At 60.4% G+C, this 21528-nt stretch carries 21 protein-coding genes and 2 tRNA genes; 15 read left to right on the forward strand and 8 right to left on the reverse strand.

Going from position 1 to position 21528, the window contains the following annotated elements:
- Positions 1–24 precede the first annotated feature (24 nt).
- Complete coding sequence (gene glgX, locus G6N83_RS12995; RefSeq protein WP_165142706.1) at positions 25–2109, reverse strand: glycogen debranching protein GlgX; 2085 nt, start codon at positions 2107–2109, stop codon at positions 25–27.
- A 56-nt stretch (positions 2110–2165) separates the two neighbouring features.
- Here glgX and G6N83_RS13000 point away from each other — a divergent pair, with 56 nt between their 5' ends.
- From G6N83_RS13000 to ligA, 3 genes are read left to right on the forward strand one after another with little or no spacing between them, the layout of a single operon-like run.
- On the forward strand, positions 2166–3347 hold the full coding sequence (locus tag G6N83_RS13000) for a cysteine desulfurase family protein (protein ID WP_165142708.1): 1182 nt from the start codon (positions 2166–2168) through the stop codon (positions 3345–3347).
- A gap of 9 nt (positions 3348–3356) precedes the next feature.
- Positions 3357–4454 carry a tRNA 2-thiouridine(34) synthase MnmA gene (gene mnmA, locus G6N83_RS13005; RefSeq protein ID WP_165142710.1) on the forward strand — a complete coding sequence of 366 codons (1098 nt, stop codon included), beginning with the start codon at positions 3357–3359 and terminating at the stop codon, positions 4452–4454.
- 32 nt (positions 4455–4486) lie between these two features.
- Positions 4487–6736, forward strand: a complete 2250-nt coding sequence (gene ligA / locus G6N83_RS13010; RefSeq protein ID WP_165142712.1) for an NAD-dependent DNA ligase LigA — start codon at positions 4487–4489, stop codon at positions 6734–6736.
- On the opposite strand, the gene G6N83_RS13015 is transcribed toward ligA, so the two are convergent.
- Entirely contained in the window at positions 6733–8430 is a 1698-nt protein-coding gene (locus G6N83_RS13015; protein WP_165142714.1) for a long-chain-fatty-acid--CoA ligase, read from the reverse strand. The two genes, ligA and G6N83_RS13015, sit on opposite strands and share 4 nt — an antisense overlap.
- A gap of 49 nt (positions 8431–8479) precedes the next feature.
- Between G6N83_RS13015 and gatC the strand changes: the two genes are divergently transcribed.
- From gatC to G6N83_RS13045, 6 genes are read left to right on the forward strand one after another with little or no spacing between them, the layout of a single operon-like run.
- Positions 8480–8779, forward strand: a complete 300-nt coding sequence (gene gatC / locus G6N83_RS13020) for an Asp-tRNA(Asn)/Glu-tRNA(Gln) amidotransferase subunit GatC (protein WP_165142716.1) — start codon at positions 8480–8482, stop codon at positions 8777–8779.
- Positions 8776–10287 (forward strand): Asp-tRNA(Asn)/Glu-tRNA(Gln) amidotransferase subunit GatA, encoded by a 1512-nt coding sequence (gene gatA / locus G6N83_RS13025; protein WP_165142718.1) that lies wholly within the window; start codon positions 8776–8778, stop codon positions 10285–10287. Before gatC ends, gatA begins: the two co-directional genes overlap by 4 nt.
- The gene (gatB, locus tag G6N83_RS13030; RefSeq protein ID WP_165142720.1) at positions 10287–11801 is read left to right on the forward strand and encodes an Asp-tRNA(Asn)/Glu-tRNA(Gln) amidotransferase subunit GatB; all 1515 of its coding nucleotides are present in this window, start codon (positions 10287–10289) and stop codon (positions 11799–11801) included. The genes gatA and gatB overlap by 1 nt, the downstream gene beginning before the upstream one ends.
- 53 nt (positions 11802–11854) lie before the next feature.
- Complete coding sequence (gene dinB / locus G6N83_RS13035; RefSeq protein WP_165142722.1) at positions 11855–13117, forward strand: DNA polymerase IV; 1263 nt, start codon at positions 11855–11857, stop codon at positions 13115–13117.
- Positions 13118–13164: 47 nt separating this feature from the next.
- Positions 13165–13485, forward strand: a complete 321-nt coding sequence (locus G6N83_RS13040) for a hypothetical protein (RefSeq protein ID WP_165142724.1) — start codon at positions 13165–13167, stop codon at positions 13483–13485.
- Between the two features lie 31 nt (positions 13486–13516).
- Positions 13517–14053: a nucleoside/nucleotide kinase family protein gene (locus tag G6N83_RS13045; RefSeq protein ID WP_165142726.1), complete on the forward strand. Its 537-nt coding sequence runs from the start codon at positions 13517–13519 to the stop codon at positions 14051–14053.
- Positions 14054–14065: 12 nt separating this feature from the next.
- Here the strand turns inward: G6N83_RS13045 and G6N83_RS13050 are convergent, their stop codons facing one another.
- The 5 genes from G6N83_RS13050 to orn form a co-directional block, all read right to left on the reverse strand.
- The gene (locus G6N83_RS13050) at positions 14066–14548 is read right to left on the reverse strand and encodes a DUF2017 family protein (protein ID WP_241246222.1); all 483 of its coding nucleotides are present in this window, start codon (positions 14546–14548) and stop codon (positions 14066–14068) included.
- The gene (gene clpS / locus G6N83_RS13055) at positions 14545–14847 is read right to left on the reverse strand and encodes an ATP-dependent Clp protease adapter ClpS (RefSeq protein ID WP_165142728.1); all 303 of its coding nucleotides are present in this window, start codon (positions 14845–14847) and stop codon (positions 14545–14547) included. The genes G6N83_RS13050 and clpS overlap by 4 nt, the downstream gene beginning before the upstream one ends.
- Positions 14838–15188 (reverse strand): metallopeptidase family protein, encoded by a 351-nt coding sequence (locus tag G6N83_RS13060; RefSeq protein WP_165142730.1) that lies wholly within the window; start codon positions 15186–15188, stop codon positions 14838–14840. Before G6N83_RS13060 ends, clpS begins: the two co-directional genes overlap by 10 nt.
- Positions 15189–15264 (reverse strand) — tRNA-His (locus tag G6N83_RS13065).
- Positions 15265–15296: 32 nt separating this feature from the next.
- The gene (orn, locus tag G6N83_RS13070) at positions 15297–15923 is read right to left on the reverse strand and encodes an oligoribonuclease (RefSeq protein ID WP_165142732.1); all 627 of its coding nucleotides are present in this window, start codon (positions 15921–15923) and stop codon (positions 15297–15299) included.
- A 138-nt stretch (positions 15924–16061) separates the two neighbouring features.
- On the opposite strand from orn, the gene G6N83_RS13075 reads away from it, so the two are divergent.
- Both G6N83_RS13075 and yczR read left to right on the forward strand, forming a co-directional pair.
- Positions 16062–16137: transfer RNA gene (locus G6N83_RS13075), tRNA-Arg, on the forward strand.
- A gap of 104 nt (positions 16138–16241) precedes the next feature.
- Positions 16242–17675: a MocR-like transcription factor YczR gene (gene yczR, locus G6N83_RS13080; RefSeq protein ID WP_165142734.1), complete on the forward strand. Its 1434-nt coding sequence runs from the start codon at positions 16242–16244 to the stop codon at positions 17673–17675.
- A gap of 7 nt (positions 17676–17682) precedes the next feature.
- Here the strand turns inward: yczR and G6N83_RS13085 are convergent, their stop codons facing one another.
- On the reverse strand, positions 17683–18186 hold the full coding sequence (locus G6N83_RS13085) for a hypothetical protein (protein WP_165142736.1): 504 nt from the start codon (positions 18184–18186) through the stop codon (positions 17683–17685).
- Here G6N83_RS13085 and ssb point away from each other — a divergent pair.
- The 4 genes from ssb to G6N83_RS13105 all read left to right on the forward strand — a co-directional run bounded on the left by ssb (position 18173) and on the right by G6N83_RS13105 (position 21526).
- Positions 18173–18697, forward strand: a complete 525-nt coding sequence (ssb, locus tag G6N83_RS13090; protein ID WP_165142738.1) for a single-stranded DNA-binding protein — start codon at positions 18173–18175, stop codon at positions 18695–18697. The genes G6N83_RS13085 and ssb overlap by 14 nt on opposite strands.
- Positions 18698–18759: 62 nt before the next feature.
- Positions 18760–19260 carry a DUF6993 domain-containing protein gene (locus tag G6N83_RS13800; protein WP_183408390.1) on the forward strand — a complete coding sequence of 167 codons (501 nt, stop codon included), beginning with the start codon at positions 18760–18762 and terminating at the stop codon, positions 19258–19260.
- Positions 19261–19347: 87 nt separating this feature from the next.
- On the forward strand, positions 19348–21030 hold the full coding sequence (ettA, locus tag G6N83_RS13100) for an energy-dependent translational throttle protein EttA (RefSeq protein ID WP_165142740.1): 1683 nt from the start codon (positions 19348–19350) through the stop codon (positions 21028–21030).
- The gene (locus G6N83_RS13105) at positions 21023–21526 is read left to right on the forward strand and encodes an acyl-CoA thioesterase (protein WP_241246223.1); all 504 of its coding nucleotides are present in this window, start codon (positions 21023–21025) and stop codon (positions 21524–21526) included. Before ettA ends, G6N83_RS13105 begins: the two co-directional genes overlap by 8 nt.
- The last annotated feature ends 2 nt before the right edge of the window (positions 21527–21528 follow it).

Genomic DNA, 21528 nt, shown 5'->3' on the forward strand with positions numbered 1-21528 from the left:
TCTGCAGGCTCGAACCGAGGTGTGCTAAAGGGCCTGGAATAGATGCATCGAAGTCGGAGGCAAGCTGAGTGTGCATCCCGGCTCATAACTATCACCCGGTACGAGTGGGACCTCGTCGGCGCTCGACCACAAAGAAGTGAATCTCTCTACGCTTTCGACATGGGGGAGTGTGACATCGATCGTGGTCTCATTACCGTGGACGATCAGCAGTATGCGGTTGAATTCCTCAGCTTCTGGTGTCGATGAGGCCATGTACTGCAGCGTGCGGTGCGCCGGATTGGTCCAGCGCTCTCCTGACATGGTTTGGCCGCTTTCGTCGAACCACTCCATGACGGATGCTGACGGTGTGAGTTCGCCGAGCCTCGCGAAATGAACGGGGCGAAGCGCAGGATTTTCTGCGCGTACCGTGAGCAGCCGTTGCACGTGAGCGAAGAGGTTCTCTTGCCACGGGGCGTTTTGCCATGACATCCACGTGAGAGCTGAATCGTGGCAGTACGCGTTGTTGTTACCGCGCTGCGTGCGGCCGAATTCGTCGCCCGCGGTGATCATGGGCACCCCGGCTGAAAGCAGCAGCGTGCCGAGAAGGTTCCGCATTGCTTTCCGGCGTGTCGCGAGGATCCCTTCGTCTGACGTGGGGCCCTCAGCACCGTGGTTGAAGGACCGATTGGTGTTAGCACCGTCGCGGTTCTCTTCTCCGTTGCCCATGTTGTGCTTGACGTCATAGGAGACGAGATCCCGCAGCGTGAAACCGTCGTGTGCTGTCACGAAATTGACGCTTGCCAACGGTCCACGCTCGACACTGAAGGTGTTGGACGATCCGGCGAGCCGGGTAGCGAAGCCACCGATTCCGACGGGAGCGTTCGCTGCGCGACGTGCGTAGTCGACATCGCTCAGCCAGAAGTTCCGGACTCGGTCGCGGTATCTGTCATTCCATTCGAGCCAGCCGTCTCCGAAGTTCCCGGTCTGCCACCCGCCCATTCCCACGTCCCACGGCTCAGCAATCTTCTTGACGCCCGCGAGTTGCGGATCGTCGATGATCGCTCGCAGCAGCGGATGCTCCGGAGTGAACGTGTGGGCGGCGTCGCGACCGAGAGTCGCCGCAAGATCGAAACGAAATCCATCAATCTGTACGTCTTGTGCCCAGTAGCGAAGAGAGTCGAGCACCAGTCGAGCTGCGGCATCCGTTGCTGTGTTGACAGCATTTCCGCATCCTGTGACATCGATGTACGTGCCGTCGTCTTGTTGTCGGTAGTAATTGCGGTTGTCGATGCCGCGGAAGCTGCTTCGTGGACCGCCGATGCCTTCTTCGGCGGTGTGGTTGTAGACCACGTCGAGGATGACTTCGAGCCCCGCTTCGTGGAGAAGCTTTACCATCCCTTTGAACTCTCGCAGCACAGCTTCAGGGCCTTCGCTTCGGGCCGCTTGGGTCGCGTAGGCACTGTGAGGGGTGAAGAAGTTGACGGAGTTGTACCCCCAGTAGTTCGTGAGTCCGAGCTGCAAAAGCCGAGGTTCGGACGCGAACTGATGCACAGGGAGGAGCTGAATGCTTGTCACCCCGAGCTTCAGGTAGTGCTGGATCATCGCGGGATGTGCGAGCCCCGCGTACGTTCCGTGCAGCGACGGCGGAACATCGGGATGCCGCTTCGAGATTCCTTTGACATGTGTTTCGTAGATGACCGTTCGATCCAGCGGAATTGCTGGCTTCTGAACGCCGCCCCAGTCGAACTCGCCCGCTATGACGACCGAGCGCCAATCTTCGTAACCCGCGCTGACGAGTCCCTTTGAGTACGGCTCAACGAGGAGGGTTTGCGGGTTGAAAGTATTCCCGGGACCGTGCTCGCCATTTGCGCGCACCGCGTATCGCACTCCGGGGCGAAGCGCGGGGGTGGTGATCTCCCACACGCCACCCTCGCGCGCGACCAACTGCAACGTGTCGAGCGCCCAGTCGAGGTCCGTGTCATCGAAAATGACGAGCTCGATGCTGGATGCAGACGCAGACCACACGCGCAGCGTTGCTCCATCGGGGTGCACAGTGATGCCGAGGTTATCGAAAATGGGGTCGAGAAGGCCGCTGTGAGGAGATGGCTCGGAGGGCTCCGGTGTGCGCATGCGATCTACAGTAGTAATGCGCAGCGCTGTCAGATCACAGCGGAAGGGGAATTGTCGTGTCGGTTTATCTTGACCACGCCGCGACGAGCCCGCTGCGACCCGAAGCACGCGATGCCTGGCTCGCGGCGGTTGAGGTCACGGGCAACGCTTCTTCTATTCACGGCAGTGGCCAATCGGCGCGTCGTCTCCTGGAAGAGTCGCGCGAAATGCTCGCGGGTGTTCTGCACTGCGATCCCGTCGAAGTACTCTTCACTTCGGGGGGTACCGAGTCGATTAACCTCGCGATCAAAGGTCTCTGGTGGGAGCGAAAGCAGGGCGGATCGATACTCCTTCCTGACGGCGAGCATCATGCGACCATGGACGCCGCGAACTGGCTGATGACCCACGACCGTGCTGAGGTGCGCGCAGTGTCGCTCGATGGGGTGGGACGCATATCTCTCGCGGAGTTCGCGGGGCGGTTGCCGGGCGCCTCGCTGGCTACAGCGCTTGTGGCGAACAATGAGGTGGGCACGGTGAATGACGTGTCGTCGCTTTCGGAGCTTTCCGCCGAAGCTGGTGTTCCGCTGCACCTCGATGCCGTTGCAGCTTTCGGGCACATCCCGATCTCTTTCAACTCGATCCGCGCTGACGCTGGATCGGGAGTGGGGCTCGTGGCGTTGAGCGTGTCAGCGCATAAAGTCGGCGGCCCCGTCGGCGTGGGAGCGCTCGTCGCTGCGCGCAGCGCAGAGTTGTCACCGCTCCAGCATGGCGGGGGCCAGCAGCGCGGTTTGCGTGCCGGCACTCAAGACATCGCGGGTGCTGCGGCATTCGCCGCTGCGGCGGTCGCGGCAGAAGCGGAGCGGGATAGCGAGCGTGCGCGGTTGCTAACTCTCACACATCGCGTGGTGCGTGGCGTTCAGTCGGTGGTACCCGATGCGGTACTGCTCGGGGATGCGACCGAACGTATACCGGGTAACGCGAACTTTCTGTTTCCGCGTGCGCATGGCGAGACGCTGCTGTTCTTGCTCGATCAAGCTGGAATTTCGGTTTCCACAGGATCTGCTTGCCAAGCGGGGGTGGCGGAACCGTCTCATGTGGTGCGTGCAATAGGGCGCTCGGAAACGGATGCGCGCTCGGTGCTACGAATCTCGCTGGGGCGAACGACAACGCCAGCAGACGTCGACGAGTTGCTCGCGGCACTCCCGATAGCGCATGAGCGTGCTGCGGCATCCCGCTCCCGTGCTGACGCACGCTCGTAGACTGTACATATGCGTGTTCTTGCAGCGATGAGTGGTGGTGTTGATTCCGCCGTGGCGGCGGCCCGGGCAGTCGACGAAGGTCACGACGTCGTAGGCGTGCATCTTGCGCTCTCGCGCGCGGGCGGCACCCTTCGTGCCGGCAGTCGCGGGTGCTGCACGATCGAGGATGCGATGGACGCTCGTCGGGCATCGGACCTCCTGGGGATCCCGTTCTATGTTTGGGACTTCTCCGAAAGATTCCGTGACGACGTTATTGAAGATTTCGTGTCGGAATACCAGGCCGGACGTACGCCGAACCCCTGCATGCGCTGCAACGAGAAGATCAAGTTCGCAGCTCTCTTGGAGCGTGCGATCGAACTCGGTTTTGACGCCGTCTGCACCGGGCATTACGCGAAATTGGTCGACGAAGGTCGAGGCCTCGAGCTGCATCGAGCATCGGATGCCGCGAAAGATCAGTCTTATGTTCTCGGTGTATTGACTGCGGAGCAACTGCGGTACACCTACTTCCCACTCGGGTCGACGCCTTCGAAAGCCATCGTGCGCGCTGAAGCGCAAGAGCGAGGACTTACTGTCGCAAATAAGCCCGACAGCCACGACATTTGCTTCATCCCAGATGGGGACACCCGCGGGTGGCTCGCTGATCGAGTGGGCGCGGAGGCGGGCGAGGTGCTCGACCGCAACGGAGACGTTGTCGGAACCCACGAGGGAGCGCACGCTTTCACCGTGGGGCAGCGTCGAGGATTGAAGCTCGGCGTTCCGGCATCCGATGGGAAGCCGCGTTTTGTTCTCGAAGTGAGACCCGTATCGAACACAGTTGTCGTGGGGCCGAAAGAGGCGCTCGCGACGGCTGAGATTTCAGGAGCTCGTTTCTCTTGGGCTGGGCGTGCACCTGCGGAGTCGGAGTTTCGCTGTCACGTGCAGATTCGTGCGCACTCAGAGCCTGTTCCTGCGCTCGCTCAGTGGCAGGACGGCACCGTGACGGTAACCCCCGACATGCCGTTCGATGGCGTCGCCCCGGGACAGACCGCTGTGCTCTATGACGGTACGCGGGTCGTCGGGCAGTTCACGGTAGCCAAAACGGTTTCGGCGGTCCCTGTCAACGCCTGATGAGTGTCGGGGCCGCTCTCTAGAATTGAGAGGTGGCAATCGAGAACACTGACACACAGACTCCTGATGCGGCGCGCGAAGAAGTCGCTCAGCTTGTTGAGCGGATTTCGGAGTCCCGTGATGCGTACTACGGGCGTGATGCAGAAGTGGTCGACGACGCCACCTACGACTCGTGGATGCAGCGGCTCGAGGAACTCGAGCGCCTATACCCGGCCTTACAGAGTCAGGATTCGCCGACCCTGACAGTCGGTGCCGCTTTGGGGACGCTTTTTGACCCCGTGACGCACGCCGAGCGCATGCTGAGCCTCGACAACGTATTTAGCGGCGAAGAATTCGCGGCATGGGGCGCGCGTGTTGAGCGCGACGCTGGCGGTCACGTGGCGTATCTGTGCGAAGTAAAGATCGACGGACTTGCGCTCTCTCTTCGCTACGAAAAGGGACGTTTGACGACCGCGGCCACTCGTGGAGATGGCCGCATCGGTGAAGATGTGACGGAAAACGTGCGTCGAATACCCGCAATACCGCAGCGACTTCACGGTGATGGCGTTCCAGAACTGTTTGAAGTGCGCGGCGAGGTGTTTTTCACCGTCGAAGATTTTGCGGCTTTGAACGCGCGTCAGGAAGAAGTCGGGGACAGGCTATTCGCCAATCCACGTAACGCTGCATCGGGTTCGCTACGTCAGAAGAGCGAGGGCAAGAATCCGCGGCAACGTGAAGCAATGGATGCACGGCTTTCCCGTCTGCGTCTAACGGTCCACGGGATCGGGGCCTGGGCGAATCCGCCGGCAGCGACGCAGAGCGGCCTTTACGAACTGCTCGCTACGTGGGGTCTGCCGACGAGTCCCTACTACCGCGTCGTGGACTCGGTCTCGGCCGCTAGCGAATTCATCCGCCACTACGGTGAGCATCGTCATGAAGTCGAGCACGAAATCGACGGCGTCGTGGTGAAAGTGGATGACTTGGCGCTTCATGATGAACTCGGTGCGACGAGTCGGGCGCCTCGGTGGGCAATTGCGTACAAGTATCCACCAGAACAAGTAAACACACGCCTGCTCGACATCGTCGTCTCCGTTGGTCGCACTGGCCGGGCCACGCCTTTCGCTGTTATGGAACCGGCCCTGGTGGCAGGCAGCGTTGTTCGTCAAGCGACTCTTCACAATCAAGAAGTCGTCAAGGCGAAAGGCGTTTTGATCGGAGACATGGTTGTTCTCCGTAAAGCGGGGGACGTTATCCCCGAAGTCCTCGGCCCGGTCGTCGAGCTGCGTGATGGTACCGAGCGTGCTTTCGTCATGCCGGTGGCGTGTCCGGATTGCGGCTCGACTCTTGCCCCAGCAAAAGAAGGAGACATCGATCTTCGGTGCCCGAATACCCGGTCATGTCCGGCGCAGGTGCGCGGGCGTGTGGAACATATCGGTTCTCGCGGCGCGCTTGATATCGAGGGGCTCGGTGAGGTATCGGCCGCCGCTTTGACACAACCTTTGCGTCCGGATCGTCCGCCGTTGGTGACTGAAGCGGGTCTTTTCGATCTGACTGCCGAGCAGCTCTTCCCGATCGACGTTGTGGTTCGCGACCCCGAGACAGGACTGGCGCGGTTGACCGAGTCCGGAGAGCCAGATACCCGCTCGCCGTTTCGTCGGCAGCGAAAGCGCACGGATCCTTCCGTGGACGAGAGCGAGACGTTCGTCGGTGATGCCGAGTGGGTTCTCTCGAAGGCCGCAACAGAGTTGCTCGCAAATATCGAGAAGGCCAAGAGCGCAGAACTGTGGCGTTTTCTCGTTGCACTGAACATTCGTCACGTAGGCCCCGTCGCAGCTCGCGCGCTCGCGCAGTGGTTCGGCTCGGTATCTGAAATTCGTGCCGCCTCACGCGAAGAACTGGCTGCCGTCGAGGGCGTCGGCGGCATCATCGCCGATGCCGTGCTCGATTGGTTCGAGGTCGATTGGCACAGCGAGATCGTCGCGCGTTGGGCCGATGCCGGTGCGCAGCTTGCGACGGCAGGGCATCCAGGTCCCGGAGCCGTCGCAACCGTTGCCGGCGTCCTCGAAGGCCTGACGATTGTCGCGACGGGAACGCTAGACGGGTATACGCGCGATGGTGCCCAGGAAGCGATTATCACCGCCGGTGGAAAGGCCGCCTCAAGCGTGTCGAAAAAGACAGATTTTGTTGCGGCGGGCCCCGGAGCGGGATCGAAACTGGCAAAGGCTGAAGATCTGGGCGTACGAATTATCGACGCTGCTGAGTTCCACCGTCTTGTTACGGAGGGACCCTCAGCGCTCGACTAGTCGTCTTTTTTGGCGAGCAGATCCTCGCGTACCCGGCGTCGCAGGACCTTTCCGATCAAAGACGTCGGGAGTGCTTCGACGACGACGATACGGCGTGGCACTTTATAGGGCGTGAGGATGCTGCGAGCGAATTCGCGAACGGCCGCCTCGTTGATACTGTGCCCCGACGCTGGCACGACGGCGGCGACGACGTCTTCCCCCGACCGTTCACTAGGCATCCCGATGACCGCCACGTCAGCGACGTCTGGATGCTGCCGAAGTACATTTTCTACCTCGGTGGGTGCCACATTAAACCCACCGGTGATGATCAACTCTTTGATCCTGTCGACTATGCGAACGAACCCCTGGTCGTCGATCGTGACGATATCGCCCGTGCGGAACCAGTCCCCGACGAAAACTTCTGCTGTCGCTTCGGGGTTACCGTAGTAGCCACGAAAAACCTGAGGACCGCGCACAAGGAGTTCACCAGGAGCACCGGGTGATACATCCTGAGTCGGATTCTCAGGGTCGACGACACGGCACTCTGTGCCGGGTAATGGGAGTCCCACGGTGCCGGGAACTCTGTTTTGTGCGACAGGGTTCGCCATGAGCACTGGCGAGCACTCACTGAGGCCGTAGCCTTCGACCAGGTAGCCTCCCGACGCGTCCTCGAAGGGTACGACGAGATCATGGGGGAGAGCCATGGCCCCGGAAATGGCGATCTCGGTGCCGTGAAGTGAAACCTTTTGTGTTCTCGCCGCGGTCAAGAGTCGCTCAGCAATTGGCGGCACAAGAGGCAGAAAAGTCGCTGGGCGTTTTCGCGCAACGGCGAGAACCAGATCCGGGTCGAAACGTGGAAACAGCACGAGGCGTGCCGCCATCGACATCGCAAAGGTGAGGCAGAGCGTGAGTCCGTATGCGTGGAACATCGGGAGAACCGCATAAACGACACAACCTTCTCCCCGGCGGATCGAGGGGACCCACGCTTGCGACTGCGCCGCATTCGAAAGGAGGTTGCGGTGGCTGAGAGCGGCACCCTTCGGTGTGCCTGTCGTTCCGCTCGTGTACTGAATGATCGCAAGATCGTCAGTAGAAGGGTACGGATGAGTCGCCGCGAGGGCTGCAGTATCGAGCAGTGCCTCCCATTCGATGGCTCCGCGAACAGCCGTGTGAAGGGCAGCGCGTGATGCTTTGGCCTTTGCAATAGGCAGCCGAAGCGTCGCACGCGTCGAGAACGGCATTGCTCGCGTGATGTCCACTGAAACGAGCGTCTTGACGGCGAGATCTGCCGGGAACGCTTGGACGGTGTCTACGACCTTGCTCCAGACGATCGCGTGCACGGCACCATGATCTTGAAACTGGGTACGCAATTCGCGCGCCGTGTAGAGCGGATTGTGTTCGACCACTACTGCACCGAGACGCAGGACCGCATAGAAAGCCACGATGTGTTGCGGGCAGTTCGGAAGAACGATTGCGACAGGATCACCGGCACGCACGCCTCGCGCGTATAGCCCGGCAGCAGCGCTTTCGATCTGATTCTGTAGCTGCTGGTAGGACGTCGTCTTCCCGAAGAACTCGAGCGCGGGCGCGTTCGGGTGCTCGCGGGCAGACTGCTCGACGATGTCGAGTAGCGACCCGGACACTGTCGCGAGGTCTTGCGGCACACCCGCGGCGTAGCTTGTGGTCCAGGGGCGGGGCGGATCGAACGTCGTCACGCGATTAGCCTAGGCGGGCTGAACCACGTCGACCGCCTAGACTTGTGCGGTGTCTGAAATCACCCCCGAACTCGTCCGCCATCTTGGCGTCCTCGCCCGGATTCAGCTGAGCGCCGACGAGGTGGAACGTCTCACCGGTCAACTCGACGCAATCGTCGATAACGTCGCGAAGGTTTCGCAGGTTGCTACCGCGGAGGTACCCGCGATGAGCCACCCGATTGCACTGCAAAACGTGTACCGCCCAGACGTTCCCGAAGCTGTGCTGACGCCCGCGGAGGCGCTGAAGAATGCGCCGGATGCAGCAGATGGCAGAATCCGCGTGACGGCGATTTTGGGAGAAGAACAGTGACCGACCTCATCAAGCTCAGCGCTGCCGATCTCGCAGAGAAGCTCGTTTCCGGGGAAGTATCGAGCGTCGAAGCGACCACCGCGCACCTGGATCGTATTCGGGCCGTCGACGGAGACATCCACGCGTTTCTTCACGTCAACGAGGCCGCGCTTGCTGTGGCGGCAGACATCGACAGCCGCCGCGCCGCGGGGGAGGACCTCGGTCCGCTCGCGGGAGTTCCGCTGGCGATTAAGGATGTGCTGGTCACCACCGACATGCCCTCAACGAGTGGCTCCCGCATCCTCGAGGGCTACATGTCGCCCTTCGACGCGACTGTCGTCGCTCGAGCACGTCGGGCTGGCCTCATTCCGTTGGGTAAGACGAACATGGATGAATTCGCCATGGGCTCTTCCACTGAGCATTCGGCCTACGGACCGACACACAACCCGTGGGACCTTGACCGTGTGCCCGGAGGATCTGGTGGTGGTTCGGCGGCCGCCGTTGCTGCATTTGAAGCGCCGCTGGCTCTCGGATCGGATACCGGAGGATCAATCCGCCAGCCCGCACACGTCACCGGCACCGTGGGCATGAAGCCGACGTACGGTGGAGTGAGCCGCTATGGCGCGATTGCCCTCGCATCGAGCCTCGACCAGGTGGGCCCGGTAACTCGCACGGTTCTTGACGCCGGTCTTCTACACGATGTGATAGCTGGCCACGACGTTCGTGACTCGACGTCGCTCGAGCAATCTTGGCCGTCGTTTGCGGATGCGGCGCGCGACGGAGCCCGAGGTGACGTGTTGAAGGGGCTTCGAGTTGGAGTCTTGCGTGAACTGCCTGAGGCTGGTTTCCAGCGTGGTGTTGCGGCATCTTTTCGTCACTCGTTGAATACGCTGGAACAGCTCGGTGCCGAGATCGTAGAAGTGAGTGCTCCGCACTTCGAACACGGCGTGGCTGCGTACTACCTGATCTTGCCGGCGGAGGCTTCGAGTAACCTCGCCAAATTCGACTCGGTGCGTTTCGGTATGCGCGTGAACGTTCCTGGCGGAACCGTCGAAGATGTCATGGCGGCGACCCGAGATGCCGGATTCGGCGATGAAGTGAAACGCCGAATCATTCTCGGCACCTACGCGCTGAGTGCGGGTTACTACGACGCGTACTACGGTTCCGCGCAGAAAGTTCGTACCCTCATCCAGCAGGACTTCGACGCGGCATTCAGCGCCGTTGATGTGATTGCGACGCCGACCGCGCCGACAACAGCGTTCCGTCTGGGTGAGCAACTTGATGATCCGTTGCAGATGTACCTCAACGACGTCGCGACGATACCGGCCAACCTTGCGGGCATTCCTGGTATCTCGATTCCTTCGGGACTCGCCGAAGAGAACGGGTTGCCCGTGGGTATTCAGATCCTCGCGCCGGCCCGCGAAGACGCCCGGTTGTATCGGGTGGGCGCAGCAATGGAAGCGGCGTTGGTCGCTGAGTGGGGTGGTCCGCTCCTGGACCGCGCCCCTGTTCTGGGAGGGGCACGCTGATGGCTAAGGCTCAGCTGATGGATTTCGACAAGGCGCTCGAGCTGTTTGAACCTGTCATGGGTTTCGAAGTTCACGTTGAACTCAACACAAAGACGAAGATGTTCTCGCCCGCGGGAAACCCCGCCGCGCTCGAGAACCATGGCGCCGCTCCCAACACTCTGGTTGCTCCTGTCGACATGGGGCTCCCCGGTTCGTTGCCGGTCGTTAATGAAGAGGCGATTCGCTCCTCGATCAGTCTCGGCCTTGCTCTGGGATGCTCTATTGCGCCGTCTAGCCGGTTCGCGAGAAAGAATTATTTCTACCCGGACCTCGGCAAGAACTACCAGATATCTCAATTCGATGAGCCGATCGCGTTCGAAGGGTCGGTGGAGATCGAGCTTTCCGACGGCACCATCATTCAGGTTCCGATCGAGCGCGCTCACATGGAAGAAGACGCCGGAAAGCTGACGCACGTCGGTGGTTCTACCGGGCGTATCCAAGGCGCCGAGTATTCGCTCGTCGACTACAACCGCGCTGGTGTGCCCCTTGTGGAGATCGTTACGAAGCCGATTTACGGTGGCGAACACCGCTCACCAGAGATTGCGAAAGCTTATGTCTCGACCATCCGCGATATCGTGCGTTCGTTGGGAATCTCTGAGGCGCGGATGGAACTCGGGAACCTTCGTTGCGACGCGAACGTGTCATTGCGACCGCGCGGGAGCGAGAAGCTCGGTACGCGCACCGAGACAAAAAACGTCAACTCCATGCGCTCGGTCGAGCGTGCGGTGCGCTACGAGATCCAGCGGCAGGCGGCGATTCTCGCGTCCGGTGGAACGATCACGCAAGAAACGCGACACTGGCACGAAGACACGGGCACCACTTCACCGGGGCGCCCCAAGTCTGACGCCGATGATTATCGCTACTTTCCGGAGCCTGATCTCTTGCCTGTAGCGCCGTCAATCGAGATGGTCGATTCGCTTCGTGCGCTCCTGCCAGAGCCGCCCGTTGCTCGACGTCGTCGGTTGAAGTTGGCATGGGGCTTCACAGACCTCGAATTCCAAGATGTCGTCAACGGTGGCGTGCTTGTCGAGGTGGAGGCAACGATCGATGCTGGAGCGACGCCGGCCGCCGCGCGAAAATGGTGGACAGGTGAAATCGCTCGCGTTGCTAATGCTGAAAACCGGGAGGCTTCGGATCTGGTCAGCCCGACGCATATCGCACAGCTGCAGGGTCTCGTAGATGACGGCACGCTCACTGACAAACTCGCACGTCAGGTTCTGGAAGGCCTGATCGCGGGCGAAGGCTCGCCGCAGGAAATCGTTGACGCGCGCGGACTCGCCGTGGTTTCTGACGATGGCGCATTGATTGCTGCGATCGACGAGGCGCTGCAATCGCAGCCAGATGTGCTCGCAAAGATCCGCGACGGCAAAGTCCAGGCTGCCGGCGCGGTGATCGGCGCCGTGATGAAGGCGATGAGAGGCCAAGCGGATGCCGCTCGCGTGCGAGAGTTGATCCTCGAGCGCGCAGCGAGCTAATACGCCTCATGTTCCCCGCCCCTTATGTCGGCGGGGTGGGGGACAATTGACTCATGGGCAAAGGTGATGGTCGAGGTCGCCTTACGTCGCCTCCCGACGTGGACGACACCGGCGCGCATGTGCTGCATGTCGACATGGACGCGTTCTATCCCTCAGTAGAGATCCTCGACAATCCTTCGCTTCGAGGTAAGCCGATCATCATCGGCTCGACCGAGGGCCGGAGCGTCGTTTCCAGCGCGTCCTACGAGGCGCGTGTGTACGGCGTGAGATCCGCGATGCCGGTCTCACAGGCGCTTCGTCTGTGTCCCAAGGCGATTGTCGTTCCACCCCATTTTGCACGCTACAGCGAACTATCGCGGCAGGTGATGGCGGTTTTTCACGAGGTGACGCCACTCGTCGAACCGTTGTCGATCGACGAGGCTTTTCTGGATGTGAGCGGTTCGCGGAGGTTGTGGGGGAGGCCGCGCGAGATCGCACAGATGTTGCGCGCACGCGTTCATGAGCGCACAGGGCTCACATGCAGTGTCGGCGCGGCGGCGACGAAACACGTCGCCAAGATGGCATCGACGCTCAGCAAGCCGGATGGTCTGTTGGTGGTCTCGGCGGCATCCACAGCGGACTTTCTTTCACCGTTGTCGGTCCGAAATCTTTGGGGCGTTGGCCCCAAATCTGCCGATGTTCTGGAGGCACGCGGTATTCGCGTGGTCGCCGATGTATTGACCACGCCGATCGAGGTGTTACAGCGCGCGCTAGGCGTGTCAATGGGAGAGCGCGTGTGGCAACTCGCTCGCGGTATCGACACGCGCACCGTACAGACTGAGCGCGTCGAAAAGAGTGTTGGACACGAAGAGACATTCGAGGTCGATGTGACTGACCCCGACGCGTTGCGGGCGGAGCTGCGTCGTTTGGCTGACCGCGTGGGCGTGCGGCTCCGCCGCCACGAGTGGAGTGCGCAAACAGTATCGATAAAGATCAGGTTTGCGGACTTCACAACGGTTACGCGAGGTCTGACGCTTGCCGAGCCATCGAACGTGAGCCAGCGCCTCGGAGATGTAGCACTCGATCTTTTCGCTCAGCTGCATCGCGGTCAGCCGGTGAGGCTCGTCGGCGTTCGTGCCGAGAATCTGCGACCAGCGTCGGTGCAGGGTGGCGGCCTTTGGGATGACGACGCGGAGTGGCGGCGAGTGGATGGTGCCCTGGACGGCGCCGCGACTCGTTTTGGCGTTGGAGCGATTACTCGTGCTGCACTTCTTGGTGGGCGGAAGAGCGGATCTTCGTTGCCGAGTCATCCTCGGCCTGATGCTGATTTTTCTTGAGCCGATGGGTTCTGGGCAGGAAGCCCTTTGAGCGGTAGCGTGGGGACATGCCAAACATCGCACTCGATATCGGTAAGCAAGCTTCGACCCTGGGCGTGAAGGCAGCGTATGGGGAACAGCAGGATGTCGATGGCATCCGCATCATTCCTGTCGCCCTGACATGGACTGGGTTTGGCGGAGGCTCCGATGAGTCCGGAAACGGTGGTGGTGGCGGTGGCGGTTACGCTGTACCGCTGGGTGCTTATATCCGCACGGGCGACGAGCTGCGGTTCTTGCCGAACATCGTGTCTTTTGTTGCCGTCGCAATCCCCTTCATCTGGGTAGCCGGTCGAGCATTGAGCCGTGTCATCCGCGCGCTCAAGAAGTAGCTCTCATTCGCTCGGTCAGACTCTGAGCGATGTGGCAGATCTCGTATGCATCGAAGCCGCGCGCGCTGAAGAGGACTCGACGCTCATCCTCATCGATGGGCGAAGCGGCGCGGGTAAGACGACGCTTGCCCGCATGGTAGCTGAACGCTGGTCCATGTCGTCCGTTGCACAGTTGGTTGCGCTGGACGATCTTTACCCAGGGTGGGACGGGTTAGCTGCCGGAGTCGATTACGCCCTCAAACACGTCATCGAGCCTTACGCGCGCCACGAGACCGCGCGATGGCGCAAATGGGACTGGACACGAGAACGTCGAGGTTCCTACTCCGAGGTTGAGCCTCGGGAACTCCTTATCGTGGAGGGATCAGGTGTTATTACCGAGAGATCGATGCGATTCGCGTCGATCGGAGTATGGCTCGACGCTCCCGCCGTTGCCAGAAAGCGCCGCGCCCTGGCTCGCGATGGCGAGGCATACGTTCCGCATTGGGAACGGTGGGCGGCTCAAGAAGATGCCCATATTCTTCGAGACCAGCCGGCTGCTCGCGCGACGCTCACCTTCGACGTGTCGTGAGAGGCTTCATGGCTATTCGTTTATTGCGTTGACAAGCCCGTCGAGTCGGTAGCCAACCCACTCGTAGATTCCAAAGCGCGGGTCTTCTGGGTCGAGGTCATCCTCGGTTGTGATTCCCAATCGGGATGCCAGAACGAGCCTGATTGCACTAAGCGTCCGCAGCCAGGATTCGGCATCCGACGGCGACAACGTCAGCACGACTTCTTCAAGCGCATCTGCGTTGTCGACCTCTTCGGTATCGAGGCTGAGATCCGCATCGCGTAACGCTGCGAGGATCAGATCGGCATCGGCACGACGACGATCGATGAGATCGCCGCGTGTGAGGTCACGAAATTCTGCTGATGCCAGAGCATCGTCGGGATAAACCGACGGCGACAGCCGCTCCATCGCCGGGTCGTGATCCGGCTCGGCGAGTACCGAAGTGAACTGAGACACGAGGTCCGCGAGGTGTGCTGCCTCTATTCGAGTGATTGTCATCAAGACGAGACCAGTCACTGTGGACTCCTTCTTACGGTGGCCCAGAGGCCGTAGTCGTGCATGGAATGCGCGTGTAGTTCCATCACCTCACGAGCGCCTTCAGCGACGACCGCAAAACCGTCATGATGAACGGCGAGCATAAGACGATTCGCTTCGGACTGCGAGTATCCGAAGTACGACTTGAAAACATGAACGACATAGCTCATGAGATTTACGGGATCGTTCCAGACGACTGTTTGCCAACTACGGTCGCGTTCGATGCTCGCGGTTGTTCCCACGCGCTCGTCGAGGTCGGCGGTTGCCAATTTTATGCCCATCCGAGTTCGTGGAGCCTGTCGTCATCGATTCCGTAAAAGTGCGCTATTTCGTGGACCAGTGTTGTGTGCACCTCGTCGCGTAGCTGACCGAGCGTGTCGACAGCGGCCAGATGAGGCTCACGGAAGACGACGATTCTATCGGGAAGCTCGGCCATGCCATAGGTATCACGCTCAGGGAGCGACCATCCGTCATAGACACCGAGAACGTCGAGGCTTCCGTCCTCGGGGCGATCTTCGACAACGAAAACGACGTTATCCAACCCCGAAACCATGTCATCAGGGAGCTTGTCCAGCTCCTCGATCACTAGGTGTTCGAACGCTTCTGCATCGATTTCATACATTGGGGTGAGTAACGGGACTTGAACCCGCGGCCCCCTGGACCACAACCAGGTGCTCTACCAACTGAGCTATACCCACCATGTGCCCTCGCGGGCAACTGAACAATCCTCTCACAAAGTAGAGGCAAACGATGACACAACGGCCGCGGATGCTGATTTAGCTTGATCGCTTGTCGGGCCGGGGTTAGGGACGAACACGGCTTCACGGTAATACGCAAGCTCTCGGATGGACTCGAGGATGTCGGCAAGTGCCCGGTGCCCGCCGTTTTTTTCAGGCGCATTGAAGTACGCGCGGGGATACCAACGGCGTGAAAGCTCTTTCACGCTCGAGACGTCCACGTTCCGGTAGTGGAGCCACCGGTCAACCCGTGGCATGTACTTCGCGAGGAACATTCGGTCAGTTCCGATCGTGTTTCCAGCCAGTGGAGACTTGCCTTCGACGGGGGCGAATCGCTGAATGTATTCCAGCGCTTGGAACTCGGCATCGGCCAGGCTGACGCCGTGCGGTATCTCCTCGATGAGCCCCGACGTCGTGTGCATCTGAGTGACAAAGTCGTTCATGTTAGCTAGCGCAGAATCATCTGGCTTGATGACGACCTGGAAGCCGGGGTCGAGAACACGCAGTTCGAAGTCGGTCACAACGATTGCGATCTCAACGAGCTCGTCGACTTCGAGATCGAGTCCCGTCATCTCGCAGTCGATCCAGACAAGCCGGTCGTTTTCGGAGGTACCCATCATGCGATCCATCCTGTCAGCCGGGTCGGACATCCCGGGGGTTCTCTGCCGACTTTACCGTTCACTGATCCTCTCGAAGACTGCGGTCCATCATGCGGCGTTTCTCTCTGTTCGGGCTGCGCGGTATCTTAGAAGCAGTACGCCCTCGTAGCTCAGTGGATAGAGCAGCGGCCTTCTAATCCGCCGGTCGCACGTTCGAATCGTGCCGAGGGCACCACCAATATCCCTGAGCTGTTGGCAGGGTCCACTGATGAAGAATTGGACCTCTGGGGGAGTGGCATCGCTCTGTTTGTTGGGGGCCAATCTCGCTAATCTGTGGGAATGGACTCTCGGATCTCCGCACGATCACTGACAGCGCTCATCGGAAGCTGGCGTGTGAGTGACCCGGCATATGAGGCATTGGCGAATAGTATTCGGCTGCTCAGCATCGACAACAGGATCGCCCCGGGGACTGGGCTTCCTGCGGAACGCGAGCTTTCCGCGCACCTCGGCGTCAGCCGAACCACTGTTGCCGCGGCTTACCAAAGTCTCCGAGAATCGGGGCACATCGAGAGTCTCCGCGGCTCTGGGAGCGTGACCCGATCGCTTCCTGGTCGCGAGGCGGCAACGATGTGGGCCTCTGCCGGGACGATCGATCTCAGCCAGGCGAGCCCCGCAGCGTGGCCCGGGCTGGCTGAGGTCTTCTCAGATGCGGCAGCAAGCGTTGCGTCGCTTCTTGGTCGTTCGGGATACGACGTCGTTGGTGCTCCGGAATTGCGACGAGCGATAGCTGCTCGCTACACAGCCGCCGGTATCCCCACATCCGAGTCGGAGATTCTGATCACAAATGGTGCGCAGAGCGCCATATTTCTCATCGCATCCGTTGCGGTAGGTCGAGGCGATCGCGTTGCGATGGAGACTCCTACCTACCCCCACGCGGCGGATGCAATGCGTCGAGCCGGCGCGCGGGTGATCGGGATCCCCGTGAGCACGGTGAGTGGATGGGATCTCGATCGTGCGGAACAGGTCTTTCGTCGGACATTACCAACGCTGGCGTATCTGATGCCCGACTTCCATAACCCGACGGGCATGTCGATGTCGCACGAAGCTCGCCGCGTGTTCGAGGAGTCGGCCGCGCGCGCGGGCACGATTCTCGTGGTCGATGAAACCACGGCAGAACTCAACATCGACCGAGCTGGGCACTATCGCCCGCTTGGTCACGGCGATTGGGTCGATGCGCAAAATGTCGTGCGCATCGGCTCATTCGGCAAGACTGTGTGGGGCGGGCTCCGTATCGGGTGGGTGCGTGCGCAATCGGACTTCATCCGCAGGCTCGTCATCGCCCGTTTCGCGCACGAACTCGGAACTCCGGAGTTCGAACAGTCAGTGGGAGTTCGCCTACTTGAACGGATGCCGCAGATCATTGCGCAGCGCGCCGATGTGATGCAAAAGAGTCGCGATACGCTCGTCAGCGCTTTGAGCAGCACGTTGCCGCAGTGGCGGGTACCGGATACCCACGGTGGGGTCTCGTTGTGGGTAGAGCTCGATGCACCGTTGAGTGGTCCGCTTGCGATGGCGGCGCGCTCTCAAGGATTGATTCTGTCCTCGGGTTCTCGGTTCTCGCTCGAAGGAGGTCACGAGCGCCATCTACGTATCCCATTTACGTCATCGCCGTCGGACCTGGAACGCGCAGTCGACATTCTCGCTTCGCAGTGGGGCGCTGTCCGAGCGGGTGCACCGCACGTGATGAGCGCGACGGTCGAGTCGGTCGTATAAGCGCCGCTCAGCAGTGGCGTAAGCACTCCAAGGCATCGGCGGCGTTCCAAAATGTGCCGACGTCTCTGAAGTCACTGCTCGCCGCGTGGAACCGCCGCGCGACAAACTGCGTGCCCTGCGGTGTCTCATTGGCTTTGAGGTGACCGAGAACGCGGTCTCGAACATCGGTAACGCGCCACGCGTTAGCTGGCAGGGGGTGACACTTGACGTGCGACTTCGCGAGAACGAGGCCCGGAACGAGATGGTCCAGGGCGGGTGCGGAATTTAGTGCTGTCATGGTCGTCTCCTTTGCTGAGGCGAATCTATCCGTGGCCTCCGACACTGAGTTCGCGCCGCTATTGCGCTCTCCCCACGATGCGTACGCCGGCTGATGGTCCACAAGCAGTACGAGCAGCAACTCGTTGTCGAGCCGGTCGTCGAAAGTAGAGATCGCCCTGGCGCCTGCCGGGCACTCGGGCGTCAGGGCACCCGATGTAAAGAGGAGAGGAGTCACTTCGATGAGTGACAGCATCACGATCACCGGTAACATCACCGAACCAGAACGGCGTGAGACCAACGGCGGTGTGGCGGTGACAACCTTCCGGCTGGCTCGAACGGAGCGACGCTACGATCGCGAAAAGAGCACCTGGGCCGATGGGGTGACAAGTTGGTTCACCGTCTCGGTGTTTCGAACGCTAGCCGATCACGCATATCGGTCACTCCACCGTGGCGACCGTGTGATCGTGCACGGACGCCTGCGACTTCGTGAATGGGACACCGGTACGAAGAAGGGCGTTTCCGCAGAAGTGGAGGCTGAAGCGATCGGTCCAGATCTACTCTGGGGCACGACAACATTTGTTCGCGATGGTTCCGGCGGTGGTGGTAACGCGGCGTCTATGAATTCAGGTGATGAAGAGTGGGCTTCGTCAGGTTCCGACGAGGCGTGGAAAGCTCCCATGAGCTCAGACGCTGGCTCTTCGTCGCGTCGAGGAGCAGAAGCTAGTGCTGAGGACGATGCTGAAACTGTCGAAGTTCCGTTTTGATGGCGCGCTTCCCCGCGCGGCTCTTAACCGATCGCACAGCGAGAGACACATAGACTTGCCGCGTGCATCGCCCACGTATCACTCGTTTGCCAGCCGTCGTCGTGGCACTTGTCGCCCTCGGTGTGGTCGTCGTCGGGTGCACGGCGACAGAACCCACTCCGAGTGGCACAGCGACAACATCTGCTGTGGCGACTTCCGAACCTGCTGCGTCGCCCACGGAAGAGCCGGCGCCGACGCTCGTTCCGGACGGCACCGCTGATGAAAACTTGCCGTTCTTTGCTCAGATTGTTCAAGACGTTTGGGCCGGGCCCGATTCGGTGAGTGGACGTGCGTACATTGACGCACTTTCATCCGCGGGATTCGATAAGGGTTCTATGCAGGTCACGCAAGACATGACTACCGTCGGTAACGCCGCCGAGAGTATCCAGTTCTCTGTTCTGATCGGTGAGGACTGTCTCGTTGGACAGGTCGGACCGGCCACCGGTCAAGCCGTTACGGTTGTGCTTCCGGTTCTCGGGACGGGGACGTGCCTTCTCGGAGACACTCGGCCGATCGACTGGTAGTGCGAAACCGAGCTGGATACATGCCGGTGACTGCACCGGTAGGCTAGGTCGCTGACGTCATCACCTAGAGGAGAACGTTCAAAAGCTATGGCTGAGTACATCTATCAGATGGTCCGTGCCCGAAAAACGGTGGGCGACAAGCTCATCCTTGACGATGTCACCATGGCGTTCTTGCCAGGGGCGAAAATCGGGATGGTTGGCCCAAACGGGGCGGGTAAGTCGACGATCCTGAAGATCATGGCGGGGCTCGATCAACCTTCCAACGGTGACGCGAACCTCAGTCCCGGTTTTACGGTCGGCATATTGATGCAGGAACCCGAACTCAACGAGTCGAAGACCGTTCTCGAAAACGTTGAAGAGGGCGTTGGCGAGATCAAAGCGAAGGTTGACCGTTTCAACGAGATTTCGGCATTGATGGCCGAACCAGATGCTGACTTCGATGCGCTTCTGGCTGAGATGGGAACGCTGCAGGAAGATATCGACGCGGCAGATGCGTGGGACCTCACCTCACAGCTCGAGCAAGCGATGGATGCTTTACGCACCCCGCCCGGCGACACCACGGTCGCCAATCTTTCCGGTGGCGAGAAGCGCCGAGTTGCGCTCACGAAGCTACTGCTGCAAAAACCCGATCTACTTTTGCTCGATGAACCAACCAACCACTTGGACGCCGAGAGCGTGTTGTGGCTAGAGCAGCACTTGCAAAAGTATCCCGGTGCAGTGATCGCCATCACGCACGACCGGTACTTCCTGGACAACGTCGCCGAGTGGATCGCTGAAGTCGACCGCGGCCGACTCATCGGGTATGAGGGAAACTACTCCACGTATCTCGAGAAGAAGGCCGAGCGCCTCAATGTCCAAGGGAAGAAGGACGCCAAGCTTGCGAAGCGTCTGACGGAGGAACTTGCTTGGGTTCGCTCGAACGCCAAAGGGCGTCAAGCAAAGTCGAAGGCCCGACTTGCCCGCTACGAAGAGATGGCAACGGAGGCCGAACGCACTCGGAAGCTTGATTTTGACGAGATTCAGATTCCCGCGGGTCCGCGTCTCGGCTCGGTGGTTATTGAGGCGAAGAAGCTTCAAAAAGGTTTCGACGGTCGAATGCTGATCGATGGACTGAGCTTCAGCTTGCCGCCCAACGGAATCATCGGCGTCATCGGTCCCAACGGCGTGGGTAAGACGACTCTCTTCAAAACGATCGTTGGCTTGGAGCCGCTAGACGGTGGTGACCTCAAGATCGGTGAGACTGTCAAGATCAGCTATGTCGATCAGACTCGCGGAGGCATCGACCCCAACAAGTCGCTCTGGGAGGTGGTGTCGGATGGTCTTGACATCATCACGATCGGAAAGACGGAGATTCCCTCTCGCGCGTACGTCTCGAAGTTCGGGTTCAAAGGGCCCGACCAGCAGAAGAAGGCTGGTGTGCTCTCCGGTGGCGAGCGCAACCGATTGAATCTGGCACTCACGCTCAAGCAGGGTGGAAACCTCCTCCTCCTCGACGAACCCACAAACGACCTCGATGTCGAGACGCTGCAGTCACTTGAGAACGCGCTTCTCGAATTTCCTGGTTGCGCCGTGGTGATTACACACGATCGGTGGTTCCTCGACCGCATCGCAACGCACATCCTGGCCTACGAGGGCACCGAAGAGCAGCCCGACAAGTGGCACTGGTTTGAAGGAAACTTCGAAGCCTACGAAGAGAACAAGATCGAGCGTCTCGGCGCAGACGCTGCGAAACCCTCGCGCGCGACGTATCGCAAGCTCACTCGTGACTAGATTTTCTGCGCCTGAGGCGGGTCGGCGAATACACATCCCGATTCACCTCAGGTGGGGCGACCTCGACGCATTCAATCATGTCAACAACACGTCGATGCTCAAGCTCCTTGAGGAAGCTCGGGTTCGAGCGTTTTGGCGACCCGGTGCAGATGAGTCGGCTCCGGAGACGGCTGTGGTCGATTCATCGTCAGAAGCGGGTGCGATGACGCTTATCGCCCGCCAAGAAATCGAGTATCTCGCTCCGGTGCCTTACCAGCGGCAGCCCCTCGACGTGCAGATGTGGTTCGGCGCACTGGGTGGATCGAGTCTCGAGGTCTGTTACGAAGTTTTTTCGGACGAGTCCCGTCACGAACCTCCCGTGCTTTACGCGCGTGCGACGGCCATGATCGTGATGGTCAGTGTCGAGACGGGGCGGCCCGTGCGTCTCACCGACGAGCAGCGGTCGGTGTGGTCTCGCTACGTCGGCCCGCCGATCATTTATGCCCGCCGCAAGTGAAT

Source organism: Microbacterium endophyticum (genome assembly GCF_011047135.1).
In the GTDB taxonomy this organism is placed as follows: domain Bacteria; phylum Actinomycetota; class Actinomycetes; order Actinomycetales; family Microbacteriaceae; genus Microbacterium; species Microbacterium endophyticum.

Excerpts from the sequence above, each read along its gene's own strand:
- orn (WP_165142732.1), bottom strand. The coding sequence starts at position 15,923 with ATGATGGGTACCTCCGAAAACGACCGGCTTGTCTGGATCGACTGCGAG.
- yczR (WP_165142734.1), top strand. The coding sequence starts at position 16,242 with ATGGACTCTCGGATCTCCGCACGATCACTGACAGCGCTCATCGGAAGC.
- ssb (WP_165142738.1), top strand. The coding sequence starts at position 18,173 with ATGAGTGACAGCATCACGATCACCGGTAACATCACCGAACCAGAACGG.
- G6N83_RS13060 (WP_165142730.1), bottom strand. The coding sequence starts at position 15,188 with ATGTATGAAATCGATGCAGAAGCGTTCGAACACCTAGTGATCGAGGAG.
- clpS (WP_165142728.1), bottom strand. The coding sequence starts at position 14,847 with ATGGGCATAAAATTGGCAACCGCCGACCTCGACGAGCGCGTGGGAACA.
- gatB (WP_165142720.1), top strand. The coding sequence starts at position 10,287 with ATGGCTAAGGCTCAGCTGATGGATTTCGACAAGGCGCTCGAGCTGTTT.
- glgX (WP_165142706.1), bottom strand. The coding sequence starts at position 2,109 with ATGCGCACACCGGAGCCCTCCGAGCCATCTCCTCACAGCGGCCTTCTC.
- mnmA (WP_165142710.1), top strand. The coding sequence starts at position 3,357 with ATGCGTGTTCTTGCAGCGATGAGTGGTGGTGTTGATTCCGCCGTGGCG.
- G6N83_RS13040 (WP_165142724.1), top strand. The coding sequence starts at position 13,165 with ATGCCAAACATCGCACTCGATATCGGTAAGCAAGCTTCGACCCTGGGC.
- dinB (WP_165142722.1), top strand. The coding sequence starts at position 11,855 with ATGGGCAAAGGTGATGGTCGAGGTCGCCTTACGTCGCCTCCCGACGTG.
- ettA (WP_165142740.1), top strand. The coding sequence starts at position 19,348 with ATGGCTGAGTACATCTATCAGATGGTCCGTGCCCGAAAAACGGTGGGC.
- G6N83_RS13085 (WP_165142736.1), bottom strand. The coding sequence starts at position 18,186 with ATGCTGTCACTCATCGAAGTGACTCCTCTCCTCTTTACATCGGGTGCC.